Origin of the sequence: Pseudomonas sp. P7759 (genome assembly GCF_013386445.1) — a bacterium.
Taxonomy (GTDB): Bacteria; Pseudomonadota; Gammaproteobacteria; order Pseudomonadales; family Pseudomonadaceae; genus Aquipseudomonas; species Aquipseudomonas azotoformans_A.
On record NZ_JACART010000011.1, the window covers coordinates 1 to 23,360 of the forward strand.

The following is a 23,360-nucleotide window of genomic DNA, read 5'->3' on the forward strand; positions in this document are numbered from 1 at the left end:
AGACCACCTTGCTGCGCCACATGCTTGACAACGCCCAGGGCCGCCGCATTGCGGTGATCGTCAACGAATTCGGCGAACTGGGCATCGACGGTGAAATCCTCAAGCAATGTTCCATCGGCTGCACTGAGGAAGAAGCCAACGGCCGCGTCTACGAGCTGGCCAACGGCTGCCTGTGCTGCACCGTGCAGGAAGAGTTCTTCCCAGTGATGCGCGAATTGGTGGCCCGTCGCGGTGACCTCGACCATATCCTCATCGAAACCTCCGGCCTGGCCCTGCCAAAACCGCTGGTTCAAGCCTTCCAGTGGCCGGAAATCCGCAGCGCCTGCACCGTGGACGCCGTGATCACCGTGGTCGACAGCCCGGCTGTAGCCGCCGGCACCTTTGCTGCGTTCCCGGACCAAGTGGATGCCCAGCGCAAGCTCGACCCGAACCTGGACCACGAATCGCCCCTGCACGAGCTGTTCGCCGACCAACTGGCCAGCGCCGACCTCGTTATCCTGAACAAATCCGACCTGATCAGCCCTGAAGACCTGGCCCGTGTGCGCCTGGAAGTCGCGGAAGAGCTGCCACCAGCCGTCAAGATCATCGAAGCCAGCAGCGGTCGCCTGCCCCTGGACGTGCTGATCGGCCTGGGTGCTGGCTCCGAAGAACACATCGACGGTCGCCACAGCCATCACGATCATCATCATGAAGGTGAAGACGATCACGACCACGACGCCTTCGATTCCATCTCCATCGACCTGCCGCAAGCCGATGAAGCGCTGCTGCTTGACGCCCTGACCCAGTTGGTGGTGCAACACGGCATCCTGCGCGTCAAAGGTTTCGCCGCGATCCCGAACAAGCCGATGCGCCTGCTGATCCAGGGCGTGGGCACGCGTTTCGACAAGCACTTCGACCGTGCCTGGAGCGCTGACGAAGCGCGCATCACGCGTCTGGTGCTGATCGGTCAGGACCTCGACGCCGCTGGCCTCGAAGCGCAACTGCGCGCTGCCCTCAGCGTTTAACCCATGCACCTGCTCAGGACCCAGCCCGGTGGTTTCGTCTCGGACGACAATATCGCCGACCTCGGACAAACCCCCGCTGACCTGGTGATCCTGTGCAGCGGCGATTCCAGCCTGGCGCTGCTGGCCGAAGCGGCCCAGCAGTTGCCGGACGATTACCCCAGCTTTCGCCTGGCCAACCCGATGCAGGTGCAGAACCATGCCTCGGTCGACCTGTATGTCGATGAAGTACTGCGCCACGCCAAGGTCATCCTGATTTCGCTGCATGGCGGCATTGGCTACTGGCGTTACGGCATCGAGCGGTTGGTGGAACTGGCGGAGCGCGGTGTGCAGCTGATCCTGGTGCCAGGGGATGATCGCCCGGACCCGGAACTCAGCGGACTCAGCACCGTCGGCGCCGAAGCGCGTGATCGCCTCTGGCACTTTCTGCGCCAGGGCGGCCTGGGCAATGCCCTGGATTTTTATCGCTGTCTGGCCAGCACCTATCTGGGCCGTGATTACGCCTGGGCCGAGCCGCAAACCCTGCCGCGCACGGCGATTTATCATCCGCGCCACGCCAACGCCCGGCTGAATCATTGGCAGGCCGACTGGACTGCCGAGTGGCCGGTGGCGGCGGTGCTGTTCTACCGCTCTCATTTGCAGGCGGCGAATACCGGGTTTATCGATGTGTTCTGCCAGCGTTTGCAGGCCGCGGGCCTCAACCCGTTGCCGATGGCGGTGGCGAGTTTGAAAGAACCCGGCTGCCTGGCGGTGGTCGAGGACCTGCTGGACGAGGTGGGCGCGGCGGTGATTCTCAATACCACCGGTTTCGCCCAATCCAGCCCGGAAGCGCCACATCTGCGCCCGTTTCGCCGCAATATCCCGGTAATCCAGGCCATTTGTGCCCAGGACAACCAGCCCGGCTGGGAAGCCAGCGAGCAAGGCCTCGGCCCCCGCGACCTGGCGATGCACATCGCCTTGCCGGAGTTGGACGGGCGCATCATCAGCCGGCCGATCAGCTTCAAGGATTTGGCCTGGCGCAGCGAGCGCAGCCAGTCGGATGTGGTGTGCTACCGCGCCGCACCGGAGCGCATGGATTTTGTTGCTGAATTGGCGCGACGCTGGGTCGAACTGGCGCGGGTGCCGAATGCCGACAAACGCATCGCGCTGATCCTCGCCAACTACCCGACCCGCGATGGGCGTATCGGCAATGGTGTCGGCCTGGATACGCCGGCAGCGGCGCTGAATATCCTGCGCGCCTTGCACGCCGAGGGTTATCCGGTGCCGGATGCGCTGCCGGAAAGCGGCACTGCGCTGATCCACGATTTGCTCGGCGGTGTCACCAACGACCTCGACAGCCTCGATCTGCGGCCCTGCCATCAAAGCCTCGGCCTGGATGACTACGAGGCGATGTTCAGTCGCTTGCCCGAGGCCAATCGCCAGGCCGTGCTGGAGCGCTGGGGCACGCCCCATAACGATCCGATGTTCCGCGATGGCCGCATGATGATCGCCGGCCTGCGCCTGGGCCTGACCTTTGTCGGTATCCAACCGGCGCGCGGTTATCAGGTGGACGCCAGCGCGGTTTACCATGATCCGGACCTGGTGCCGCCCCACGGCTACCTGGCGTTTTATTTCTGGCTGCGTCACACCTATGGCGCCCATGGCGTGATTCATGTGGGCAAGCACGGCAACCTTGAATGGTTGCCGGGCAAGGGCGTCGGCCTGTCGGAAAACTGCTGGCCTGATGCGCTGCTGGGGCCGTTGCCGAATATCTACCCCTTTATCGTCAACGATCCGGGCGAGGGCGCTCAGGCCAAGCGCCGCACCCAGGCGGTGATCATCGATCACCTGATGCCGCCGCTGACCCGTGCCGAAACCTACGGCCCGTTGCGTAACCTTGAGCTGTTGGCCGACGAATATTACGAAGCGCAACTGCTCGATCCGCGACGCGCCCTGGAGTTGCAGAAAGACATCCTCAAGCTGGTGCGCGAAACCCGCATCGACCAGGAACTTGAGCTGGGGAGCGACGCCGACGCTGCCGTGTGGCTGCCGCGCCTGGACACTTACCTATGCGACTTGAAAGAGTCGCAGATCCGCGATGGCTTGCACATTTTTGGCGAATCGCCGGCAGGTCGTCTGCGCATCGACACCTTGCTGGCCTTGCTGCGCATCCCGCGTGGCGATGGCCGTGGCCCGCAATCAAGCCTGCTGCGCGTGCTGGCCAAAGCCTTTGAGTTGGGCTTTGATCCGCTGGACTGTGCTTTGGCCGAGCCCTGGACCGGGCGTCGACCGCTGGTGTTGCAGAAGATCGATCCGCAGTTGTGGCGCACCGCTGGCGATACCCGCGAACGCCTGGAGCTTTATGCGGCGCGATTGATCGAGCAAGCATTGCAAGGGCCGATTGAGCAGTTGGAAGAACCCGGCTGGGAAGAGGTGAAGGCGGTTATTGAAAGCCTGCGCATGGTGGTTGCGCCGCGCCTGGATGCCTGTGGTCCGGCGGAAATGCGCGGATTGCTGGATGCCCTTAGCGGCCGTTTTGTGCCGGCAGGCCCGAGTGGCGCACCGAGTCGCGGGCGTTTGGACGTACTGCCAACGGGGCGCAACTTTTTCACCGTCGACGTGCGCAACCTGCCGACCACCACGGCCTGGCGCATCGGCTTCCAGTCCGCCAACTTGATTCTTGAGCGGCATTTGCAGGACCACGGCGACCACCTGCGCCAGCTCGGCCTGTCGGTATGGGGCACCGCCACCATGCGCACCGGTGGCGACGATATCGCCCAGGCCATGGCCCTGATGGGCGTGCGCCCGGTGTGGGCGACCGGCAGCCAGCGGGTGGATGATTTTGAGATCCTGCCGATCAGTCTGTTGGACCGCCCGCGCGTAGACGTGACCTTGCGGGTGTCGGGTTTTTTCCGCGATGCGTTCGCCAACCTGATCCGCCTGTTCGACGCCGCGGTGCAAGCCGTGGCGGCGCTGGATGAGCCGGATGATATGAACCCGCTGGCGGCCAAGGTGCGCAGTGAGCGTGAGGCGCTGCTCCAGTCTGGCCTGGACGCAGAAGCGGCGGCGAAACAGGCCGGTTGGCGCATCTTCGGCGCCAAGCCCGGTGCCTACGGCGCGGGCGTGCAGGGCGCGGTGGACGGTCGCCTGTGGCAAAGCCGTGAAGACCTGGCCGAGGTTTACCTGAACTGGGGCGGCTATGCCTATGGCGGTTCCGACGAAGGCACCGCCGCCCGCGCGCAATTTGCCCAGCGTTTGAGCCAGGTGCAGGCGGTGTTGCAGAACCAGGACAACCGCGAGCACGACTTGCTCGACTCCAACGATTACTACCAATTCCAGGGCGGCATGCTCGCTGCCGTGGAAACGCTCAGTGGCGACAAGGCTGCCAGCTATCATGGCGACCACAGCCAGCCCGACCTGCCGAAGATCCGCACCCTGAAGGAAGAGCTGAACCGGGTGATCCGCTCCCGCGCCGCCAACCCCAAGTGGATCGAAGGCGTGAAGCGCCATGGCTATAAAGGTGCCTTCGAGATGGCGGCGACCGTGGACAACCTGTTCGCCTTCGACGCCACCACGGCGCTGATTGACGATCACCAATACGCCTTGTTGGCCGACGCTTATTTGCTCGACCCCGACACCCGCGCCTTTGTGCAGCAACACAATCCTGATGCACTGCGCGACATGACCGAGCGCATGCTGGAAGCCCAGCAACGTGGCATGTGGCAGCAACCGGGAGCGTACCGCGAGGCGTTGGAAAACCTGTTGCTGGATATAGAAGAGGATGGCTGAGATGTCACGTCTAGCATGTGTGGCCAGTGAGGTTGCTGTGGCGAGCGTGCTTGTTGTGGCGTGCGGGCTTGCCCCGCGTTGGGCTGCGAAGCGGCCCCAAAAAAAGCGGGAGCGCTGCGCACTCCAACGCGGGACAAGCCCGCTCGCCACAGGGAACCTGCTGAGCGATAAATTTGATCGAGGGTACGCATGACTGACATTCCCCATTTCCCGCTGTCCGCCGTAGTCGGCGCCGATGACCTGAAGCTGGCGCTGTGCCTGACCGCCATCGACCCGAAGATCGGCGGTGTGCTGATCGAAGGCCCGCGCGGCATGGCCAAGTCGACCTTGGCGCGTGGTCTGGCGGATCTGCTGGCCAGCGGTCAGTTCGTGACCTTGCCCCTGGGCGCGACTGAAGAGCGCCTTGTCGGCACGCTGGACCTGGACGCTGCATTGGGCGAAGGCCGTGCGCAGTTTTCTCCCGGCGTATTGGCGAAGGCGGATGGCGGCGTGTTGTACGTCGATGAAGTCAACCTGCTGCCCGATCACCTGGTGGACCTGCTGCTGGACGTGGCCGCCAGCGGCACCAACCTGATCGAGCGCGACGGCATTTCCCATCGCCATTCGGCGCGCTTTGTATTGATCGGCACCATGAACCCGGAGGAGGGCGAGTTGCGCCCGCAACTGCTTGACCGTTTCGGTTTCAACGTGGCGTTGAGCGGGCAGACCTTGCCGACCGAGCGAGGGCAGATCATCCGTCGCCGCCTGGATTTCGACAGCGACCCGGCGGCGTTCTGCGCGCAATGGGAAGCATCGCAGTCAGCCTTGCGCGAACGCTGCACCCACGCGCGCGCGCGGCTCGACACGATTGCGCTGGATGATGAGGCGCTGGCTCAGATCACCGAGCGGTGTTTTGCCGCGGGCGTCGATGGTTTGCGTGCGGACCTTGTCTGGTTGAGGGGGGCCAGGGCCCATGCTGCTTGGCGGGGCGCCAGCGCGATCGCCGACGAAGATATCGACGCGGTTGCCGAGTTTGCCTTGCGCCACCGCCGTCAGGAGCAGGCGCCGCCGGCCAGTCCTCCGAACGAAGGGCAGTCGCCCAAACCCTCCGACACTTCGCCCGGCCAAGGCCAATGGGGCGACATGCCCGCTCAGGCCCTGCCCACGGGGGCGCGCCGGGAAGTCCCCACCTGGCCAAAAAAGCCCTAGGCATTCGCCCCCGACCTGACGCGGGGGCGGATGCCCGCCCCAAGGCCGGGCGACTGGACAGCGGCAGGCACGGCAAGGCGCGCAGCGCGAAACAAGGCTCGATCAATTGGCCGGGCACTTTGCTCGGTGGTCGGCCCCAATCCCGCGAAGACCTGCTGTTTCACCTGCGCAGCCGTTCGGCTCATGAGCTGTGGCTGGTGATTGTGGATGCCTCGGCGTCCACTCGACGACATAGGGCGCTCACCGACGCCAAGGGTTTGTTGGCGCAACTGTTTGATGATGCTTACCGCCAACGGGCGCGGATGGCGTTGTTGACTGCCAGCGGGCACTCGCCCAAATGGCAGGTCCAGGGATTGAAGGCGGCGAAGGGCTTGGCGGGTTGGCTGGATCAGTTGGGCGCGGGCGGTGGTACGCCGTTGCTTGCGGCGTTGACCGAGGCCGGGGCGTGGCTGGCGCAGCGGCGCAAGCGGTATCCGGCTGAACAACAGCGGTTGCTGGTGATTACGGATGGGCGACTCAAGAATATCGACGGGTTGCCGTTGCTGGAGTGTCCTGGTGTGCTGGTGGATATCGAGCGTGGGCCGATCCGGTTGGGTCGGTCACAGGCGCTGGCGGTGGGGCTGCAACTGGATTACCGGCATATCGACGATTAGGTGTTGCCGGGCACGTTCGGCCACAGGTCGGCCACCAGAAACAACCGCTCGGCTTCCTCCCAATCCTCGTCCACTTGAACCATGCGCACCAACAACTGCGCCGGCGCCATCGGATCCAGCTCCGCCAGCCAGCCACGCATCTGTTCTTCACTCCAGACGTGATCCGCCGTGTAATGCGCTGGCGCCAACCACGCATGCCGGGGCAGGGGTTGCCAGCGGCCGGGTTGGCTGCGGCTGACAAACGCTTGCCAATCACGCTGATGCAACCAGCGCCCACGCAAATGGTGCGGATGGGCGCCAGTGGGGGCCTGGGCCTCGCCAGGCCAGGGATACAGCAGATAACCGCCGAGCCACAAATGCGCATCGAACTGCTGGATATCCAATGCCGTCAACGCCTCGCGACTTTCCGCCCGCGCTGAAATGGGCAGTTGGTGCTGGGCCAGATGCGCCAGTTTTCGGTCCAGCCGGTCATGGCAGCCAGGTCCCAACCACTGCGCGGTATCCTGGCCATTGCCGTCCTGCGGCCCGAGATAGAGTTTGATCGCCAGTTCCAGGTGATGCACGCCGTCGCGGTCACGCAGCAGCATGTCCAGCTCGCCCAGGGTATGTCCAGCACGCCGGATTGGCAGGTTGGCCGCCAGCAACTCAACCCCCGGCGCATGCTGCACGGCGAACTGCCACAAGCGTTCGTAATACAGGCCCAGGCGCCGGGTGCGCGACTGGCTCAACCACTGCTGCAAGGTGCTGCTGTCCCGGTCGAGTTGGCGCAACCACTGCTCCAGTAAATGCGGGGCCTGCACCCAATCGCTACCGGCCAGCGGATGGCGTTGCGGCCAAGGTGTCTGCGCCAGCATCGGCGGGGCGAGCATCACCCACGCCAGGTCGCGCACTTCGGGGTGGCGCAGCTGGCGGGGCAGGTTATGCAGATCCGGGAACACAGTCATGGTCCGAGCATAGCCTTTTAAGTGCCGGGCAGGTGGCTGAGAACCATTGTCATCAAGGCGTCACGGCGACAAAGGATTTTGCCTGGGGCGGCCTTTCGCCCATAATCCTTCTTTTTGCCACACCCCACATCCCGCAGGAGCCCCATGGAGCAATTTCGCAATATCGGCATTATCGGTCGCCTGGGCAGTACCCAGGTGTTGGACACCGTCCGCCGGCTGAAAAAATTCCTGCTGGACCGCCACCTGCATGTGATCCTCGAAGACACCATCGCTGAAATCCTCCCCGGCCACGGCCTGCAGACCTCGTCACGCAAGATGCTCGGCGAAGTCTGTGACATGGTGATTGTGGTCGGCGGCGACGGCAGCTTGTTGGGGGCCGCCCGTGCCTTGGCGCGGCATAACGTGCCGGTGCTGGGGATCAACCGCGGCAGCCTGGGTTTCCTTACCGATATCCGCCCGGATGAGCTGGAAGTCGAAGTGGCCAAGGTGCTTGATGGCCATTACCTGGTGGAGAACCGCTTCCTGCTGCAAGCCGAAGTGCGCCGCCACGGCGAAGCCATCGGCCAGGGCGACGCCCTGAATGACGTGGTGCTGCACCCTGGCAAGTCAACGCGGATGATCGAGTTCGAACTCTATATAGACGGCCAGTTCGTGTGCAGCCAGAAGGCTGACGGCCTGATTGTAGCCACGCCCACCGGCTCCACCGCCTATGCGTTGTCGGCGGGTGGCCCGATCATGCATCCCAAGCTGGATGCCATTGTGATCGTGCCGATGTACCCCCATATGTTGTCGAGCAGGCCGATTGTGGTCGACGGCAACAGTGAGCTGAAAATCGTGGTGTCCAAAGACATGCAGATCTACCCGCAGGTGTCGTGTGACGGGCAGAACCATTTCACCTGCGCCCCCGGTGACACCATCACCGTGAGCAAGAAGGCACAGAAGTTGCGGTTGATCCACCCGCTGGACCACAACTACTACGAAGTGTGCCGCACCAAGCTGGGCTGGGGCAGCCGCTTGGGGGGTGGAGGCGACTGATGCTCGATCCCGCGCGTAGCTACGACCTGATTGGTGACGTGCACGGTTGCGCCCACACCCTTGAGCATTTGCTCGACCGGTTGGGCTACCACAAGCAGGGTGGCACCTGGCGCCATCCTTCGCGCATGGCGGTGTTCCTCGGCGATATCATCGACCGTGGCCCGCGCATTCGCGAGGCGCTGCATATCGTCCACGACATGGCCGAGGCCGGCCAGGCGCTGTGCATCATGGGCAACCATGAATTCAACGCCCTGGGCTGGACCACGCCGGCACCGCCAGGCAGTGGCAAGCAGTTTGTGCGCGAGCACAACCCACGGCACGCGCGGTTGATCCACGAGACCCTGACCCAGTTCGAACACCACCCGGGCGACTGGCACGACTTCCTGGGCTGGTTCTACGACATGCCGCTCTTTGTCGACGCTGGGCGTTTCCGTGTGGTGCATGCGTGCTGGGACGAGGGCTTTATCCAGCCGCTGCGCGCGACCTTCCCCGACGGCTGCATCGACCCGCATTTCCTGCAGGCTGCCGCCGTGCCGGGCAGTTTTGCCTGCAACGCCTTCGACCGGTTGCTGCGCGGCACCGACATGCGCCTGCCCGATGGCCTCACGCTGACCGGCGGCGATGGCCTGACGCGCTCGTTCTTTCGCACCAAGTTCTGGGAAGACGACCCCAAGACCTACGGCGACATCGTGTTCCAGCCCGACGCGTTGCCGGAACCGGTAGCGCGTACGCCGTTGTCTTCCACCGAAAAGAATTCCCTGCTGCGCTACGGCGTCGACGAACCCTTGTTGTTCGTCGGTCACTACTGGCGCAGCGGCAAACCGGCGCCGATCCGCGAGAACCTGGCTTGCCTGGACTACAGCGCCGTGCTGTACGGCAAGCTGGTGGCTTATCGCCTGGATCAGGAAACCCGCCTGGATCCGAGTAAATTCGTATGGGTCGACGTTGAGCGCCCCGAGGTCATCAAATGAGTACCGTGGCTGTATTGCGCCTGCCCCTGAGTGTTGACCTGGGCGGCTTTGTCCAGTTGCTGCAACGCATGCAAGTGCCCCACCGCGTCAGCGAAGAGGCGGGCGAGCAGGTGTTGTGGGTGCCGGAAACCATCAGCGACGACGTGCGAGTGCTGTATCAACGCTTTCCAGCGGGTGACCCGGACCAGCAACTGGATATTCCCGAGCAGGCACCGATCAAGCGCCCTGGGTTTCTCCAGCAACTGCGGCACAGCCCGTTAACCGCGTTGGTGCTGCTGGCAAGTATCATCGTGGGCGCCGTGACCCTGCTCGGTGAAAACCTGCAAGCCATGAGCTGGCTGACGTTCCTGCAGTTTCGCATCATCGGCGAGTACATTCAGTTCACGCCGCTGGCCGATAGCCTGGCAGCGGGGCAGTGGTGGCGCCTGGTCACGCCGATGCTGATCCACTTCGGCATCCTGCACCTGGCCATGAACGGCATGTGGTACTGGGAGCTGGGGCGGCGCATCGAAGCGCGCCAGGGCAGCATCAACTTGCTGGGCCTGACGCTGTTGTTCAGCCTGGTGTCGAACTACGCTCAATACGTTTTTGGCGGCCCTGGCCTGTTCGGTGGGTTGTCCGGCGTGCTGTATGGCCTGCTCGGGCATTGCTGGATTTTTCAATTACTCTCGCCCAACCCGGCCTATCGCCTGCCCCGTGGGGTGCTGGTGATGATGCTGGTATGGCTGCTGCTTTGCCTGTCGGGGCTGGTCTCGATGATCGGTTTCGGCGAAATCGCCAACGCTGCCCATGTCGGCGGCCTGGTTATCGGTTGCCTGACGGGTTTGCTGGGCGGGCTGTACAGCCGCCGCAAAGCCTCTCTTTGATAAGGAAGAGCCTTATGTCCTCTTTTGCTGAAATGATCGAAAACATCACCCCGGATATTTACGAGAGCCTCAAGCTCGCTGTGGAAATCGGCAAGTGGTCTGATGGCCGCAAGCTCTCCGCCGAACAGCGCGAGCTGTCGTTGCAGGCCATGATCGCCTGGGAAATCCAGAACCTGCCGGAAGAGCAGCGCACCGGCTACATGGGCCCGCAGGAATGTGCGTCCAAGTCGGCTCCGGTGCCGAACATCCTGTTCAAGTCGGATGCGATCCATTGATTGAAATTGGTCGCGGTGCAGTCAGCAAAATGTCGGCGCAACTCGGTGAGCCGACCGTTCAATACGCGTTTCGCCTGGGCGATGTCGAGGTGCCGGTCAACCCGTTGATCGGTACCCACGTACGCCTGGAGTACCTCGGTGCCATCCATTGCAGCCATTGCGGCCGCAAGACCAAGACCAGCTTCAGCCAGGGTTACTGCTACCCGTGCATGACCAAGCTGGCCCAGTGTGACCTGTGCATCATGAGCCCCGAACGTTGTCATTACGACGCCGGCACCTGCCGCGATCCGGGCTGGGGCGAAAAATTCTGTATGACCGACCACGTGGTGTACCTGGCGAATTCGTCGGGGATCAAGGTCGGCATCACCCGCGCCACCCAGTTGCCGACGCGCTGGCTGGACCAGGGTGCGAGCCAGGCGCTGCCGATCATGCGCGTGGCGACCCGCCAGCAGTCTGGTTTCGTCGAAGACCTGTTTCGCAGCCAGGTCGCCGACAAGACCAACTGGCGTGCGCTGCTCAAGGGCGATGCCCAAGCCGTCGACCTCAAGCAGGTGCGCGATGAGCTGTTCGCCTCCTGCGCCGAAGGCTTGCTCGGTTTGCAGGAACGCTTTGGCCTGCAGGCTATCCAAGCGGTAACCGACATTGAGCCGATCGAAATCCGCTACCCGGTCGAGCAGTATCCGGCCAAGATCGTCAGCTTCAACCTGGACAAGAACCCGATTGCCGAAGGCACGCTGCTGGGGATCAAGGGCCAATACCTGATCTTCGACACCGGCGTTATCAACATTCGTAAGTACACGGCCTACCAGCTCGCCGTGCATCAGTAGAAGGATGCCACCCATGCGCACCGAACAACCGAAGATGATCTACCTGAAGGACTATCAGGCGCCGGACTACCTGATCGAAGAGACGCACCTGACCTTCGAGTTGTTCGAGGACCACAGCCTGGTCCACGCGCAACTGGTGATGCGCCGCAACCCTGAGCGCGGCGCCGGTTTGCCGCCATTGGTGCTGGACGGCCAGCAGCTTGAGCTGTTGAGCGTGAACCTTGCCGACCAGGAATTGGGCGCTGATGACTACCAGTTGACCGACAGCCACCTGACGGTGCAGCCGACCAGTGCGACCTTTACCCTGGACACCACGGTAAAAATCCACCCGGAAACCAACACCGCCCTGGAAGGCCTGTACAAGTCCGGCAGCATGTTCTGCACCCAGTGCGAGGCCGAAGGTTTCCGCAAGATCACTTATTACCTCGACCGCCCGGACGTGATGAGCACCTTCACCACCACGGTGATCGCCGAGCAGCATCGCTACCCGATCCTGCTGTCCAACGGCAACCCGATTGCCAGCGGCCCCGGTGAAGATGGCCGCCACTGGGCGACCTGGGAAGACCCGTTCAAGAAGCCGGCGTACCTGTTTGCCCTGGTGGCCGGTGATTTGTGGTGTGTCGAAGACACCTTCACCACCATGACGGATCGTGAAGTGGCGCTGCGCATCTACGTCGAGCCGGAAAACATCGACAAGTGCCAGCACGCCATGACCAGCCTGAAAAAATCCATGCGCTGGGACGAAGAAACCTACGGTCGCGAGTACGACCTCGACATCTTCATGATCGTGGCGGTGAACGACTTCAACATGGGCGCCATGGAAAACAAGGGCCTGAACATCTTCAACTCCAGCGCCGTGCTGGCCCGCGCCGAAACCGCTACCGACGCCGCGCACCAGCGGGTCGAGGCGATCGTCGCCCACGAATACTTCCACAACTGGTCGGGCAACCGCGTGACTTGCCGCGACTGGTTCCAGCTGTCGCTCAAGGAAGGCTTCACCGTCTACCGTGACTCGCAATTCTCTGCCGACATGAACTCGGCCACCGTCAAGCGCATCCAGGATGTGGCGTACCTGCGTACCCACCAGTTCGCCGAAGATGCCGGCCCGATGGCCCACGCGGTGCGTCCGGACAGCTTTATCGAAATCTCCAACTTCTACACCCTGACTGTGTACGAAAAGGGCTCGGAAGTTGTGGGCATGATCAACACCTTGCTCGGTGCCGAAGGCTTCCGCAAAGGCAGCGACCTGTACTTCGAACGCCATGACGGCCAGGCCGTGACCTGTGATGATTTCATCAAGGCCATGGAAGACGCCAATGGCGCCGACCTGACCCAGTTCAAGCGCTGGTACAGCCAGGCCGGCACGCCACGCCTGGCGGTGAGCGAGTCCTACGACGCCACGGCGAAAACCTACAGCCTGAACTTCCGCCAGAGCTGCCCGGAAACCCCGGACAAAGTGGAAAAACTGCCGTTCGTGATTCCGGTGGAACTGGGCTTGCTGGACGGGAAGGGCACCGGTATCGCCTTGCGCCTGGCTGGGGAAGCGGTGGCTGGCGCGACATCCCGTGTTATTTCCGTGACTGAAGCCGAGCAGACCTTCACCTTCGTCGATATTCCTGAGCAGCCATTGCCTTCGCTGCTGCGCGGTTTCTCGGCACCGGTGAAGCTGAGCTTCCCGTACAACCGCGATCAACTGATGTTCCTGATGCAGCACGACAGCGACGGCTTCAACCGCTGGGACGCCGGCCAGCAGTTGTCGGTGCAGGTTTTGCAGGAACTGATCGCCCAGCATCAGCAGGGCCAGGCCTTGCACATGGATCAGCGCTTGATCACCGCGCTGCGCAGCGTGTTGAGCGACGAAAGCCTGGACCAGGCCATGGTGGCGGAGATGCTGTCGCTGCCGGGTGAAGCCTACCTGACTGAAATCAGCGAAGTGGCGGATGTGGATGCGATCCACGCCGCCCGTGAATTTGCCCGCAAGCAACTGGCGGACAACCTGCACGAAGCGCTGTGGCTGCGATACCAGGCCAATCGCGAGCTGTCCAAGCAAACGCCGTATGTGGCAGCGGCCGAACACTTTGCCCGTCGCGCCTTGCAGAACATTGCGCTGTCGTACCTGATGCTCAGTGGCAAACCGGAAGTGTTGGCGGCGACTCTCGAACAGTTCGACACCGCCGACAACATGACCGAGCGCCTGACCGCATTGGCGGTGCTGGTGAATTCGCCGTTCGAAGCGGAGAAGGCCCAGGCCCTGGCGGTGTTTGCCGAGAACTTCAAGGACAACCCGCTGGTCATGGACCAGTGGTTCAGTGTGCAGGCCGGCAGCACCTTGCCGGGCGGGCTGGAGCGCGTGAAGGCATTGATGGAACATCCGGCGTTCACGCTGAAGAACCCGAACAAGGTGCGTGCACTGATTGGCGCGTTTGCCGGGCAGAACCTGATCAACTTCCATGCGGCGGACGGTTCGGGTTATCGCTTCCTGGCAGACCTGGTGATCGAGTTGAATGGCTTCAACCCGCAGATCGCGTCGCGCCAGTTGGCGCCGTTGACCCGCTGGCGCAAATACGACAGCGCGCGCCAGGCGCTGATGAAGGCGGAGCTGGAGCGCATTCGGGCTTCGGGTGAGCTGTCGAGCGATGTGTTTGAGGTGGTCAGCAAGAGCCTGGCTTAAGCGGGATCGCTGAATAAAAAAACGGCCTGTTCGACAGGCCGTTTTTTTTCGCCTCAGATAACGGGTGGGCGAGGAGTGTCCAGGCCGTGATCGATGGGGAAACGCTCGGCGATGATGCCGTGCGGTACACCTAGAGGTATAGCGCTGGCGTTGTCGAGACGGCTGACTTGCTCGGCCGACAGTTGCACAGTCAGCGCGCCCAAGGTGCTGTCCAGTTGGGCGCGAGTGCGTGAGCCCAGGATCGGGATCAGTGCGGTGGTGGAGCGGCGCGCCTTTTCTCGCAGCCAGGCGATGGCAACGTGGGTCGGGGAGGCTTCCACTTCGGCGGCGACTGCCAGCAGGTTATCCAACACGGCGGTTTCACGGGCACTGTGTTCGGCGTGCACCAGGATCCCGAGTTTGTTGGCGCGGTTGTCGTCCTGGGTGTTGCGGTACTTGCCGGTGAGGAAGCCGCCACCGAGGGGCGACCACAGGGTGGCGGCCAGGCCCAGGGCTTCGGCCATCGGCAGCAGTTCGCGGTCGGCAGTACGCTCGACCAGGCTGTATTCCACCTGGATGCCGATGATCGGCGCGAAGTTGCGCACTTCGGCCAGCAGGTCGGCGCGGGCAATGCGCCAGGCCGGGAAGTTGGAAAGGCCTGCGTAGTGGATCTTGCCGGCACGGACGAGGTCATCGAGGCCGCGCAGAATCTCTTCCATGGGTGTGACGTTGTCGCTCATGTGCGCCCAGAGCAGGTCGATGCGGTCGGTGTTCAGGCGCTTGAGGCTTTCTTCCACCGAGCGAACCAGATTCTTGCGGTTATTGCCGAGCCTGATCGTGCCTTCATCGGACGGTTGGCTGCGCAGCGTGTATTTGCTGGCGACCACCAGGTTGTCGCGCTCGGAGGCGATGAATTCCCCCAGCAGTTTTTCCGACTGGCCGAACTGGTAGCCGTTGGCGGTATCCAGGAAATTGCCACCGGCTTCAAGGTAACCGTCGAAAATCTGCTTGGACTCATCACGCTCGGCACCATGGCCCCAGCCCGTGCCGAAATTGGCAGTGCCCAACGCCAGTTCAGATACCTGCAGACCGCTGCGGCGGCCAAAGACTTTATTGCGCATACAAGGACTCCTGAGGCAGTGATGTTTCATACATGTTTAGCAACATGTATTTAATATGATAGCTATAATTTATTCGGTCAAGGGCCTTTTTCACTGCTGACGTTTTCTGACAGGGGGCTCTGCTAAGCTGCGGCACTTTTGTTTTTTGGCGGGGCTTTTCGTGTCGCGTACCACTCGTCTACTGACTTTGCTCCAGGCTTTGCGCGGTAAGAAACGCCCGGTGACGGCTGCCGTGCTGGCGGCGCAACTGGAGGTGTCCGAGCGCACGCTTTACCGTGATATCGCGGAATTAACGGCGCTGGGAGCGCCGATTTTCGGCGAGGCGGGGGTGGGTTATGTGTTGCGCAGCGGCTTGTTTCTGCCGCCCTTGATGCTGAACGCCGAGGAAACCGAGGCCATCGTGCTCGGCTTGCGCTACGTGGACCAGCGTGGCGATGAGGTGCTCAGCCGCGCCGCCGCCAACGCCCTGGCAAAAATCGCCGATGTGCTCGATCCCGCCGCCCAGGAAGCCTTGCGCAACCCGACGGTGTTGCCCGGCCCGCCTGGGTTCGGTTACCCGGAGAACCGCGTGCCGCTGAATGTGTTTCGCGAGGCCATCCGCAACCAGGCCAAGTTGCATATCGATTACGCGGACGCCAGCCAGACCCAGAGCCAACGCCTGATCTGGCCCCTGGCCCTGGGTTTCCTGAATGAAGTACGGGTGATTGTCGCCTGGTGTGAGTTGCGTGGCGCGTATCGCACGTTTCGTACCGACCGCGTGTCGAGCGCGCAAGCCCATGGCGAGCGTTATCCGGGGCGGCGCAGCGACTGGCTGCGCGGCTGGCGCAAGCTGATGGAACAGAATGAGTCCGGGCCGTTTACTCCTGACAAAAACTGACACAACCCTGGCTTAGCATGGCGTCACAAATCATCAAGAAAGGAGCTGTGCCATGTCTATTCCTGAGTTGGCACCGGCCATCGTGGCCTACCTCGAAGCCGCCAATGCCCGTGACACCTCGGCGGTCGCCCGCTGTTTTGCCGACGACGCCAATGTGTTCGACGAGGGGCAGCATCAAGTTGGCACTGCTGCCATCGCGCGCTGGATGGAAGACACCGCGCGCCGTTACCAGCCAAGGGTCGAAGTGCTCAAGGTGCAACACCGTACGGGCAAAGTGTTGGTCAGCAATGTGGTGTCCGGCAATTTTCCCGGCAGCCCATTGGAGTTGCGCTACACCTTTCGCTTGAACGAACAGGGCAAGATTTCGCGGCTGGATATTTCCCTGTAGGTCATACTGGCGGGCATGACTTTCGACTCGCCCCTCGCAGCCTACCAACACGCCATCGCTCAACAGGGCTTCGTGGCCGACGACGCCCAGCGCCGCGCGGTGGACGCCCTGCAAACCTGCCATGAAGCCTTGCACCAAGGCCGTACGCCGATCACAGGCGTTTACCTGTGGGGGCCGGTGGGCCGTGGCAAGACCTGGCTGATGGATCAGTTCTACCAAAGCCTGCGGGTGCCGGCGCGTCGTCAGCATTTTCACCACTTCATGGGCTGGGTGCATCAACGCCTGTTTCAACTGACTGGCACGCAGGATCCTTTGCAGGCGCTTGCTCGGGAATTGAGCCGTGAGGTGCGGGTGCTGTGCTTTGACGAACTGTTCGTCAATGACATCGGGGACGCGATTATCCTGGGGCGCCTGTTTCAGGTGATGTTCGAGGAAGGCGTGGTGATGGTCTGCACCTCCAACCAACCGCCCGACCAGCTGTATGCCGATGGTTTTAACCGCGAGCGGTTATTGCCGGGAATTGCGGCCATACAACAGCACATGCAGGTGGTCGCGGTGGATGGGGGAGAGGATCACCGGTTGCATCCGGGTGTGAGCCTTCAACGCTATTGGGTCAATCAGCCCGAGGCGCTGGCCGGCGTGTTCAAGCGATTGGCCGAAGGCCAGCCGACCCGCAGCGGGCCGGTTGCTGTGGGGCATCGCTCCATCGTTGCGGTGCAATCGAGCGACACTGTGCTGTGGTGCCGTTATGCCGATCTGTGCGAGCAACCCTTGGCCGCCATGGATTTCATGCTGATCTGCGATCGTTTCAAGGCGATCCTGCTGGGCGAAGTGCCTAACCTTAGCGCGCAAAAACGACCTGGTCGGATCGCCCGTGGTACCGAAGATGGTGCGCAGCGAGTGGTCGCAGGTGATCGCGAATTGCCCGAGCTGTCGGTGCACGATGACAGCGTGCGGCGGTTTATCGCCTTGGTGGACGAGTGCTACGACCGTAAAGTGCCGTTGTACATTGAGGCGCAGGTGCCGCTCGAACAGCTCTATACCGAGGGTTACCTGGAATTTCCCTTCCGCCGTACCTTGAGCCGCCTGCAAGAAATGCAATTGCAGCGTTTTGCCTGAGGCCTGTGCGAAGAAACCTGCGGAGCGGGCGGTTCCGGCCTTTTTAGGGCGATAACCTGGGCGTTTTCAAACGCCTATTTGTAGTTAATCTCCTTCAGTTAACGGCGCGTCCACGCTTACAATCATGCCTCTCAAAGGGAGCCGAATCCCTTGTTGCCGTTATCGAGGAAGGAAATGGACACCCCTGACATCCTGGTGCTGCAAGCCAGCTACACCAATGCCGTGCATGCCGAAGCCATCGCTTTGGTGCTCAACCATTACGCCGAAGACCCCATGGGGGGAGGGCACAGCCTGGACCCGGATTTGCTGGCGCAGTTGCCGGCAGAATTGGCCAAGCGTGCGCACGCGTTCAGCGTATTGGCATTTGTGAACGGAGAGCCGGCCGGGCTGGTGAATTGTTTTGAAGGGTTCTCGACCTTCGCCTGCCGCCCATTGGTCAACGTGCACGACGTGGTGGTGATGGATCAATTCCGTGGCTTGGGCTTGAGTCAGAAAATGCTGCAAAAGGTCGAGGAAATCGCCCGTCAACGCGGCTGCTGCAAGATCACCCTGGAAGTGCTTGAGGGTAATGAAGTGGCGAAGTCGGCTTATCGCAAGTTCGGCTTTGATGGCGCCAAGTTTGATCCGGCTTATGGTGCAATGTTGTTTTGGAATAAGCCTTTATAAACTATTGGGTTAAACCCGAAATAAAAAAAGGCGCCACTGAGTGGCGCCAAATTAGCCCTTGTCAACGGAGCGGAATGACAAAGGTGTTAACGTTGCCTTAACTTTTTGGTTGCGCTGTATCATTCGCGTTTGGCTGCTTTACATCGCTGGAGGCTGTTTGTTCGGCTGTGCCGTTCGCCTTGTCCTGCATGAACTTGAAGTTGGCATAAAACTCTTTGGAGCGCTCTGCGCCGCCCTCGGCGAAGGCAGCAGCGGAGGTCAGGGTCATCAGGCCAGCAAGCATCAGAGTTGAGAGTTTCATCGTCGGTAGTCCCATAAGTGTGATCGGTGTCTGTTCTCTTAGATCAGACTCGTGGGGCCGATTATGTGCAGGGTCGATTAAGCGAAGCTTAACTGGATAGCGTCCAACCTTAACGATTTCGTTAAGGTTGGAGTGTGCGCGGAGTGTGTTTTAAAGCTTCCAATCCAGTGCAAGCGTTACAGTACGCGGGTCGCCCCAATAAACGCCGTTATAAAAGCCGACGCGTTCGTAATATTTTTTATCAAATAGATTGTTGACGTTGATCGACGCCGAAACCTGCTCGTCAAACTGGTAGCGCGACATCAGGTTGACCACGGTGTAGGCCTGTTGCGTGATTTTCGCGCGCTCGGTCACCAGCCTGTTACCGATGCGTTGCCCTGTAGGCCGGTTGCTGAATTCGTAGATATCGCTTTGCCAGTTGACCGCGCCGCCCACCGTCAGGTTGCGCCATGCCCCCGGCAACCGGTAGGCGCTGGAGACCTTCACCAGGTTGAGCGGTTGCCCGGTGTTGTTGCGCTTGTCCGTGCCATTCACCGAGTGGGTATAGGTGTAGCCTGCCGTCAGGTTCCAGTCCGGCATCACTTCGCCGGCGACCTCCAATTCGAAGCCGTTGACCTTGTTACCTTTGCCGCCGGACTTGTAGTACTCCTCACCGGTGGTCGGGTTTGGTGGCACCGAATAATCCCGTTCGGCAACGTTGTCCTGCTTGCTCCAGAAATACGCGGCCGCGACGTTCAGGCGCTCATTCAACAGACTCCCCTTGAGGCCGACCTCATAGTTGCTGCCCACCACCGGCTCCAGGTATTTGTTGCTGACGTCCTTGAGGCTCTGCGGCTTGAAAATGTCGGTGTAGCTCGCGTAAACGGTGTACTCCGACGTGATGTCGTAAAGCAAGCCAGCGTAGGGCGTCCACATATCGTTGTGGGTCTGGCGGGTCTTGTTGGTTCTGAGTAGCTGATCATTGCCATCGTATTCAGGCGCCGCGCTTTCCAGTTCCCAGCTGCCATAGCGGCTTCCGAGTACCGCATGCAGGCGGTCGGTGAGGCTCAGGCGCGTAGCCAGGTAACCGGCTTTCTGTTGCTTGCTGCTGTGCTCGCCCTTGAGGTCGGTGACGGTGTCGCCGAACTTGCCGATCCCGCCCATGTATTTCCAGTCTTCGATTGTGTAGTAGCTGTCCGGAATGTTGCTGCGCATCACCGGAGACACGTCGCGCTGTGTCGCCTCGCCATACCCCATCATCAGTGCATGTTCGCGGCCCAGCAAGGCGTAGCTGCCGGCGAGGTTGAGGTCGACCGCTTCCATTCTCGAGGTGCCGCGCATGTGGCTCGCCCAGGCGGTCATGCCGCTGCGGTCGTCATTGGGGAAACCCGCGCCGCCGTAGTACACCTTGCCATCCGTGTCGCTTTGGCGATGGGTATAGGCGGCTTTCAAATGCCAGTCACCGCCGAGCCGATGATCGAGGGTGGCGAAGGTGGTCTTGTCCGTCAGCGGCCAGGAGCTCCAGTGCGCCGCCATATTGGTGGAGCGGGACAGCCCGGCCTTGCCTCCCTGGCTGTTCCAGTAGGGCACGGTGCCCCAGGAGGTGCCTTGGACCTGCTTGTTCTGGTAATCAAAGCCTACGGCCAAGACCGTATCGTCTGAGAGGTCGCCTTCAAGGATGCCGTAGGCGACCGCCCGTTGCAGACCGTAATTGTCGCGAAAGGATTGGCTGTCCCGGTAGGCCAGTACCGTCCGCCCGCGCAGCTTGCCGTCAAATGCCAGCGGACCGCCCACGTCTACGTAGCTGTAGTAGTTGTCATAGCTGCCGGCCTTGACCCCGGTTTGCGCCTGCCATTGGGCCGTCGGGCGTTTGCGCACCATGTTGACCGTGGCGGAAGGGTCTCCGGCGCCGGTGGTCAAGCCCGTGGCGCCGCGCACCACTTCGATGTGGTCATAAATGATGGTGTCGGAGTCGGACTTCATATAGCCAAACGTGTTGAGCATCCCGTCAATCTGGAAGTTGCTGATGCCATAGCCGCGCGATGAATAGGACACACGGTCCGAGTCATTGTGCTGGACGTTGACCCCTGTGGTCTGGCGCAACACCTCGGTCAAGGTATTGAGATTGAAGTCGTCCATCTGCTGGCGAGTGATCACCGAGATCGATTGCGGGGTTTCCTTGACGGACAGGTTGAGGCGGGTGGCGGTACTCATGGAGCCGGTGGTGTAGGCCCCGGTGTGTTCGGTGGTGGCGCCCAGGCCTTCGGCGGAGATGCGGGTGGCGCCCAGCTCGAGGGCTTTGTTTTCGGGGTCGGTTTCAGCCAACAGAGCAGGGCTGGTGGCCACACTGAAGAGGCCCAGGGTGAGGGTCATGGAACGGGTGAAAGGCGCGAACATCGCGGAAGACTCCTTGTCGTCTTTGCGGCCTTTCCGGTCGGAAAAGGCCATGGTTCAAAGACGAAAGGAGGGGAGGAACTTTAGGGTTAAACGAGAATGATTGTTATCTTTCTGTTACAGCGCCGGTTTTTCCTGAAGTACAACGTCGGTGGGGCTGACTTTTTTTGGTTTGATCAGGCTGAAGTCGATCAGCGGTTTTTGCTGGCGCAGATAGGGGTTGCCGATCATTTGCGGGCGCGGCGTGAAGCTGTCGCTCACCAGGCTTTTCGTACGGTCCAGCTCTTTGAAGCTCAGCCCGGCAAGGTCCGCCCAGGTGTGAATCAACTGCGAACTGCTGTAGGGCCGCTGTAAATCGCCGGCAAAGCTCCAGTCGTGGGTTTCCCGCCATTTTGGCGAGGCATACGCCATGAAGGGAATGGTGTACATCGGCGCAGTCGGCTTGGCTTCGTTACGGCCCAGGGTCGCGTGGCCCGCCGAGTCGAACACGTCTTCGCCGTGGTCCGACAGGTACAGCAGGAAGCCATTGGGGTCAGTCTTGGCGTAGTCCTTGATCAGGCTCGACACCACGAAGTCGTTGTACAGCACGGCGTTGTCGTAGCTGTTGTAGGTGGGCAACTGATCGTCGGTCACGCCTGCCGGCACGCCCTGGCGGTCGGTGAATTTGTCGAAGGTCGGCGGGTAGCGGTATTGGTAGCTCATGTGGGTGCCCAGCAAGTGGACCACAATGAATTTACGCTCCGCAGGATCCGCCAGCGCCTTGGAAAACGGTGCCAGCACATCGCCGTCGTATTGGCGGGCGTTCTGGTTGCGGTTGTTGTTCAGGTACACCTGTTCATCGGCCTGTTCGGAAAAGGTCGTGAGCATGGTGTTGCGCTTGGTCATGGTCTGCTGGTTGGTGATCCAGTAGGTCTTGTAGCCCGCCTGTTTCATCACGCTGACAATCGACGGCGTCTTCAGGTACAGGTCCGGGTTTTCCTCGTCGGCGAAGGTCAGTACCTGTTGCAACGCCTCGATGGTGTAGGGGCGCGGGGTGATGACATTGTCGAACACCGCCAGTTGGTCGCGCAGTTTGTCCAACTCTGGCGTGGTGTTGCGCGGGTAGCCGTAGAGGCTCATGCGCTGGCGGTTGGTCGACTCACCGATGACCAGCACCAACGTGGACGGCTGGCCGGCCATGGTGTCCTTCAGGTTGGTCAGGGGCGGAATCTGGCTGGCGCTGTCGAGCATGCCTTGCATGTTGTCCAGCTGCTCGGTGTAGCGGCGGTAAGCGACGATCATCTGCCACGGCACGGCGGGTTCGATGCGCGATTCAAAGCGGTCGATGGCATCGTCAAGGGTGTCGCTGCGGGCGATCTGCTTGACCAGCGGGTAACCGACGATGCCCACCAGAATCGCCGTCGCCGCTATCAGTGCCTGACCGCGTGGCAGGTACACCGGTCTTACCCGGGTCCATAGGAAAATGGCGACGGCGGTGTGGGCAACAAACGCCAGCACGATCCACCAGGCGAAATATTGGGTCGCGTATTCACCGGCTTCAGAGATGTTCGACTCGAACATGATGAAGATGACGCTTTGGGAGAATTCCTGCTGATAAATGAAGAAGTAACCCAGGCTGGCCATGGAACAGGCCCACAAGACCACACCGATCAAGGCGGCGAGCAAGCGCGTACGACGGGGGAATATCAGCAGTGGCGCCAACCAGATCGCACTCATGAAAAAGGCCTGGCGGAAACCACTGAAACCGGAGGTGCCACTGAGCTGAATCAGCAGTTGGGTAATACCCGAGAAGTACCAGAAAAACAGAAATAGCCAGCCAAGACCGGCCCAATCAAAGCCTTTCGCAGACTTCGTGCTGCGTTCGAACATCGCCATCCAGCGCTCCAACCCGATATTTTTCAGTCGACACGCAGGGCTGCGCGCAACAGAGGCCACCCTTGCATGGGGTGGCCCTTCGGGCGGGAGTATCGGGAGAGGCGTGTGAAAACTTTGTGAGATTTTTGTAGGCGTAATCTTACAAAGCGATGACAGGGGTTAGCACAGCAGTGGCTGGGCGCCGGAGGGCTGTTCCAACTGGGCTTGGATGATGTGCGTGCGCAGGCGCAAGACTTCTTGCTGCAACTGTTCGCGCTCGTCTTTCAACTGGCGCAACTCGTCGCGTCGAATGGTGACGTAGAGGGTCTGTGGCGGACGATTCATCTGTGCAGTGCTCATTGCTTACCTCGCAAATAGCCGGTGTGTCGCGGTGTGCCAGAACACTTGAGTCGAGGTTCTCGGCAGCAGTCAGGACAATTCTGAATTCTTTTTTCGGGTAATGGAACTTTTTTATTTTTGATG

The 23,360-nt window shown here is 61.4% G+C and carries 20 protein-coding genes; 14 read left to right on the top strand and 6 right to left on the bottom strand.

The window, feature by feature from the left end:
- From cobW to HX823_RS13460, 4 genes are all read left to right on the top strand, one after another.
- Positions 1 to 1,004: cobalamin biosynthesis protein CobW (gene cobW / locus HX823_RS13445; protein WP_177075155.1), on the top strand; the 1,004-nt coding region annotated here is incomplete at its 5' end.
- A 3-nt stretch (positions 1,005 to 1,007) separates the two neighbouring features.
- Positions 1,008 to 4,769: a cobaltochelatase subunit CobN gene (gene cobN / locus HX823_RS13450; protein WP_177075156.1), complete on the top strand. Its 3,762-nt coding sequence runs from the start codon at positions 1,008 to 1,010 to the stop codon at positions 4,767 to 4,769.
- Positions 4,770 to 4,958: 189 nt separating this feature from the next.
- On the top strand, positions 4,959 to 5,957 hold the full coding sequence (locus tag HX823_RS13455; protein ID WP_177075157.1) for an ATP-binding protein: 999 nt from the start codon (positions 4,959 to 4,961) through the stop codon (positions 5,955 to 5,957).
- A 53-nt stretch (positions 5,958 to 6,010) separates the two neighbouring features.
- Positions 6,011 to 6,610, top strand: coding sequence for a VWA domain-containing protein (locus HX823_RS13460; protein ID WP_177075189.1), 600 nt, complete (start codon positions 6,011 to 6,013; stop codon positions 6,608 to 6,610).
- Here the strand turns inward: HX823_RS13460 and HX823_RS13465 are convergent.
- Positions 6,607 to 7,554 (bottom strand): DUF1853 family protein, encoded by a 948-nt coding sequence (locus HX823_RS13465; protein ID WP_177075158.1) that lies wholly within the window; start codon positions 7,552 to 7,554, stop codon positions 6,607 to 6,609. The two genes, HX823_RS13460 and HX823_RS13465, sit on opposite strands and share 4 nt — an antisense overlap.
- 144 nt (positions 7,555 to 7,698) lie before the next feature.
- Here HX823_RS13465 and HX823_RS13470 point away from each other — a divergent pair, with 144 nt between their 5' ends.
- From HX823_RS13470 to pepN, 6 genes are read left to right on the top strand one after another with little or no spacing between them, the layout of a single operon-like run.
- Entirely contained in the window at positions 7,699 to 8,589 is an 891-nt protein-coding gene (locus HX823_RS13470) for an NAD(+) kinase (protein WP_038845279.1), read from the top strand.
- A complete protein-coding gene (locus tag HX823_RS13475; RefSeq protein WP_371317962.1) occupies positions 8,586 to 9,560 on the top strand; it encodes a metallophosphoesterase in 975 nt (324 codons plus the stop codon). Before HX823_RS13470 ends, HX823_RS13475 begins: the two co-directional genes overlap by 4 nt.
- The gene (locus tag HX823_RS13480; protein WP_038845283.1) at positions 9,557 to 10,426 is read left to right on the top strand and encodes a rhomboid family intramembrane serine protease; all 870 of its coding nucleotides are present in this window, start codon (positions 9,557 to 9,559) and stop codon (positions 10,424 to 10,426) included. The genes HX823_RS13475 and HX823_RS13480 overlap by 4 nt, the downstream gene beginning before the upstream one ends.
- Positions 10,427 to 10,440: 14 nt before the next feature.
- Positions 10,441 to 10,701, top strand: coding sequence for a YeaC family protein (locus tag HX823_RS13485; RefSeq protein WP_033902243.1), 261 nt, complete (start codon positions 10,441 to 10,443; stop codon positions 10,699 to 10,701).
- A complete protein-coding gene (locus tag HX823_RS13490) occupies positions 10,698 to 11,528 on the top strand; it encodes a DUF2797 domain-containing protein (protein WP_038845285.1) in 831 nt (276 codons plus the stop codon). The genes HX823_RS13485 and HX823_RS13490 overlap by 4 nt, the downstream gene beginning before the upstream one ends.
- A 13-nt stretch (positions 11,529 to 11,541) precedes the next feature.
- Positions 11,542 to 14,199, top strand: a complete 2,658-nt coding sequence (gene pepN, locus HX823_RS13495) for an aminopeptidase N (protein ID WP_177075160.1) — start codon at positions 11,542 to 11,544, stop codon at positions 14,197 to 14,199.
- A 53-nt stretch (positions 14,200 to 14,252) separates the two neighbouring features.
- On the opposite strand, the gene HX823_RS13500 is transcribed toward pepN, so the two are convergent.
- The gene (locus tag HX823_RS13500; RefSeq protein ID WP_177075161.1) at positions 14,253 to 15,299 is read right to left on the bottom strand and encodes an aldo/keto reductase; all 1,047 of its coding nucleotides are present in this window, start codon (positions 15,297 to 15,299) and stop codon (positions 14,253 to 14,255) included.
- Positions 15,300 to 15,459: 160 nt separating this feature from the next.
- Here HX823_RS13500 and HX823_RS13505 point away from each other — a divergent pair, with 160 nt between their 5' ends.
- The 4 genes from HX823_RS13505 (at position 15,460) to HX823_RS13520 (ending at position 18,349) form a co-directional block, all read left to right on the top strand.
- A complete protein-coding gene (locus HX823_RS13505; protein ID WP_177075162.1) occupies positions 15,460 to 16,176 on the top strand; it encodes a YafY family protein in 717 nt (238 codons plus the stop codon).
- Between the two features lie 52 nt (positions 16,177 to 16,228).
- Positions 16,229 to 16,564, top strand: a complete 336-nt coding sequence (locus HX823_RS13510; RefSeq protein WP_033897454.1) for a nuclear transport factor 2 family protein — start codon at positions 16,229 to 16,231, stop codon at positions 16,562 to 16,564.
- Between the two features lie 15 nt (positions 16,565 to 16,579).
- Positions 16,580 to 17,683 carry a cell division protein ZapE gene (zapE, locus tag HX823_RS13515; RefSeq protein ID WP_177075163.1) on the top strand — a complete coding sequence of 368 codons (1,104 nt, stop codon included), beginning with the start codon at positions 16,580 to 16,582 and terminating at the stop codon, positions 17,681 to 17,683.
- A 174-nt stretch (positions 17,684 to 17,857) separates the two neighbouring features.
- Entirely contained in the window at positions 17,858 to 18,349 is a 492-nt protein-coding gene (locus tag HX823_RS13520; RefSeq protein WP_033897456.1) for a GNAT family N-acetyltransferase, read from the top strand.
- Between the two features lie 97 nt (positions 18,350 to 18,446).
- On the opposite strand, the gene HX823_RS13525 is transcribed toward HX823_RS13520, so the two are convergent.
- The 4 genes from HX823_RS13525 to HX823_RS13540 all read right to left on the bottom strand — a co-directional run bounded on the left by HX823_RS13525 (position 18,447) and on the right by HX823_RS13540 (position 23,237).
- A complete protein-coding gene (locus HX823_RS13525) occupies positions 18,447 to 18,650 on the bottom strand; it encodes a hypothetical protein (RefSeq protein WP_033897457.1) in 204 nt (67 codons plus the stop codon).
- A 150-nt stretch (positions 18,651 to 18,800) separates the two neighbouring features.
- Positions 18,801 to 21,026 (bottom strand): TonB-dependent siderophore receptor, encoded by a 2,226-nt coding sequence (locus HX823_RS13530; protein WP_177075164.1) that lies wholly within the window; start codon positions 21,024 to 21,026, stop codon positions 18,801 to 18,803.
- Between the two features lie 114 nt (positions 21,027 to 21,140).
- Positions 21,141 to 22,898: a phosphoethanolamine transferase CptA gene (locus tag HX823_RS13535; RefSeq protein ID WP_177075165.1), complete on the bottom strand. Its 1,758-nt coding sequence runs from the start codon at positions 22,896 to 22,898 to the stop codon at positions 21,141 to 21,143.
- Between the two features lie 159 nt (positions 22,899 to 23,057).
- A complete protein-coding gene (locus HX823_RS13540; RefSeq protein ID WP_256348963.1) occupies positions 23,058 to 23,237 on the bottom strand; it encodes a DUF6026 family protein in 180 nt (59 codons plus the stop codon).
- Between the last annotated feature and the right edge of the window lie 123 nt (positions 23,238 to 23,360).

Excerpts from the sequence above, each read along its gene's own strand:
- cobN (WP_177075156.1), top strand. The coding sequence starts at position 1,008 with ATGCACCTGCTCAGGACCCAGCCCGGTGGTTTCGTCTCGGACGACAAT.
- HX823_RS13455 (WP_177075157.1), top strand. The coding sequence starts at position 4,959 with ATGACTGACATTCCCCATTTCCCGCTGTCCGCCGTAGTCGGCGCCGAT.
- HX823_RS13465 (WP_177075158.1), bottom strand. The coding sequence starts at position 7,554 with ATGACTGTGTTCCCGGATCTGCATAACCTGCCCCGCCAGCTGCGCCAC.
- HX823_RS13470 (WP_038845279.1), top strand. The coding sequence starts at position 7,699 with ATGGAGCAATTTCGCAATATCGGCATTATCGGTCGCCTGGGCAGTACC.
- HX823_RS13480 (WP_038845283.1), top strand. The coding sequence starts at position 9,557 with ATGAGTACCGTGGCTGTATTGCGCCTGCCCCTGAGTGTTGACCTGGGC.
- HX823_RS13485 (WP_033902243.1), top strand. The coding sequence starts at position 10,441 with ATGTCCTCTTTTGCTGAAATGATCGAAAACATCACCCCGGATATTTAC.
- pepN (WP_177075160.1), top strand. The coding sequence starts at position 11,542 with ATGCGCACCGAACAACCGAAGATGATCTACCTGAAGGACTATCAGGCG.
- HX823_RS13500 (WP_177075161.1), bottom strand. The coding sequence starts at position 15,299 with ATGCGCAATAAAGTCTTTGGCCGCCGCAGCGGTCTGCAGGTATCTGAA.
- HX823_RS13510 (WP_033897454.1), top strand. The coding sequence starts at position 16,229 with ATGTCTATTCCTGAGTTGGCACCGGCCATCGTGGCCTACCTCGAAGCC.
- zapE (WP_177075163.1), top strand. The coding sequence starts at position 16,580 with ATGACTTTCGACTCGCCCCTCGCAGCCTACCAACACGCCATCGCTCAA.
- HX823_RS13520 (WP_033897456.1), top strand. The coding sequence starts at position 17,858 with ATGGACACCCCTGACATCCTGGTGCTGCAAGCCAGCTACACCAATGCC.
- HX823_RS13525 (WP_033897457.1), bottom strand. The coding sequence starts at position 18,650 with ATGAAACTCTCAACTCTGATGCTTGCTGGCCTGATGACCCTGACCTCC.
- HX823_RS13530 (WP_177075164.1), bottom strand. The coding sequence starts at position 21,026 with ATGTTCGCGCCTTTCACCCGTTCCATGACCCTCACCCTGGGCCTCTTC.
- HX823_RS13535 (WP_177075165.1), bottom strand. The coding sequence starts at position 22,898 with ATGGCGATGTTCGAACGCAGCACGAAGTCTGCGAAAGGCTTTGATTGG.
- HX823_RS13540 (WP_256348963.1), bottom strand. The coding sequence starts at position 23,237 with ATGAGCACTGCACAGATGAATCGTCCGCCACAGACCCTCTACGTCACC.